2 protein-coding genes are annotated in these 1,721 nt (G+C 67.1%); both read right to left on the minus strand.

The window, feature by feature from the left end:
- Positions 1-747: ABC transporter permease (locus tag AACS24_RS01250; protein ID WP_258223046.1), on the minus strand; the 747-nt coding region annotated here is incomplete at its 3' end.
- Positions 744-1,721: ABC transporter ATP-binding protein (locus tag AACS24_RS01255; protein ID WP_258223047.1), on the minus strand; the 978-nt coding region annotated here is incomplete at its 5' end. The genes AACS24_RS01250 and AACS24_RS01255, both read right to left, overlap by 4 nt.

Below are 1,721 nucleotides of genomic sequence, written 5' to 3' on the forward strand. Positions count from 1 at the left end.
CCATGGCACCGCCATCACCGCCACCGAGAAGAGCAGGCAGAGCAGCATGGCGATGATGCCGAGGCCGTAGTAGGGCAGCAGCTTGGAGAGCAGCAGCTCCCCCTTGGTGACCGGGGTGGCGAGCAGCGCCTCCATGGTGCCGCGCTCCCACTCCCGCGCCACCACCAGCGAGGTGAGCAGGGCACCTATGATGGTCATCACTACCGCAACGGAGCCCGGCACCAGAAAGTTGCGGCTCACCAGCGCCGGGTTGAACCAGGCGCGGCTCTCTATCGACACCGGCATGGCAACCCCCTCGCCAGCGAGCCACCCCTGCCAGATCCCCTGCACATAGTTGGTGACGAAGTTGGCAGTGTTGGGCTCGGAGCCATCGGTCAGCAGCAGCGCCTGTGGCGTGCCATTGCCCTGACCGGCCAGCTCGCGGGAGAAGCCGTCATCGATCACCAGCAGGCCGCGGATCTCGCCACGGGCCAGACTGGCGAGCAGGGACTCCTTGCTCGGCCCGCTGTGGATCTCCAGCGCGGTAGAGCCGCGCAGGGCCTGCTCCAGCCGCACCGCCGGGGCGCCGCTGTCGGTACGCCAGATGCCGAGGCGCAGATGGTCTACATCCAGATTGATGGCGTACCCCATCACCACCAGTAGTACCACCGGCATGATGAAGGCGATGAGGATGCTGCTCGGGTCACGGACGATTTGCAGCGTCTCCTTGCGGCAGAGGGCCAGCAGTCGCCGACGGTTGATGCTCATTCGTCCTCCTCGCTGGCCCGCTCGACCAGGGTGATAAAGGCCTCTTCCATGGTCGGCAAGGAGCCGGTTGGCAGAGAAGTCGCCGCCTCTTTGGCGGCCAGCCCCTTGAGATCGTCCGGGGTGCCGAGTGCCAGCAGCTTGCCGCGATAGATGAGGGCAATGCGGTCGCAATACTCCGCCTCATCCATAAAGTGGGTGGTGACCAGCACGGTGACGCCGTGATCGGCCAGCGCGTTGATGTGTGACCAGAACTCGCGCCGGGTTACCGGATCGACCCCGGAGGTGGGCTCGTCGAGAAACAGCAGCGGCGGCTCGTGCAGCAGGGCGCAGGCCAGCGACAAGCGCTGGCGAAGGCCGAGCGGCAGGGATTCCGCTTTTTGAGCAAGCCAGGGGGCGAGGGCAAAGGCCGCCACCATGGCATCGATCCGCGTCTGCTGGTGGCGGCCGAACAGGCCGTAGATACCGGCGAAGAAGGAGAGGTTCTGCGCCACGGTAAGCTGCTTGTAGAGGGAGAACTTCTGCGCCATGTAGCCGAGGCGCTGGCGTGCCGCCGAGGGGCTGTGAGCCAGATCGATGCCGGTTACCAGCGCCTGTCCCTCGCTCGGGCGCAGCAGGCCGCACTCCATCTTGAAGGTGGTGGACTTGCCCGCCCCGTTGGGGCCGAGCAGGCCGAAGATCTCGCCGCGGCGCACAGCAAAGCTGACATCATCGGTGGCGGCAAAATCGCCGAAGCGCTTGGTGAGGTGGCGCGCCTCGATCACCGCCTCGGGGGAGACCCCCTGCGGCAGTTCCGCTTCGCGCATCCCGGCTGCCAGACTCGACTCCCCGCCGGGGCCGCCGCCGAGCAGGTCGATAAAGGCATCTTCCAGCCGGGGCTGGGCCGGTTGAAAGGCGCCGTTGGCCAATTGCAGCTCCGGGAGCGGCGGGGGCGTCATGCCCGGGTGCAGCAGCAGGCGAACCCGCTCCCCCGCCAC

Source organism: Aeromonas sp. HMWF016 (assembly GCF_963878195.1).
In the GTDB taxonomy this organism is placed as follows: Bacteria; Pseudomonadota; Gammaproteobacteria; order Enterobacterales; family Aeromonadaceae; genus Aeromonas; species Aeromonas lacus.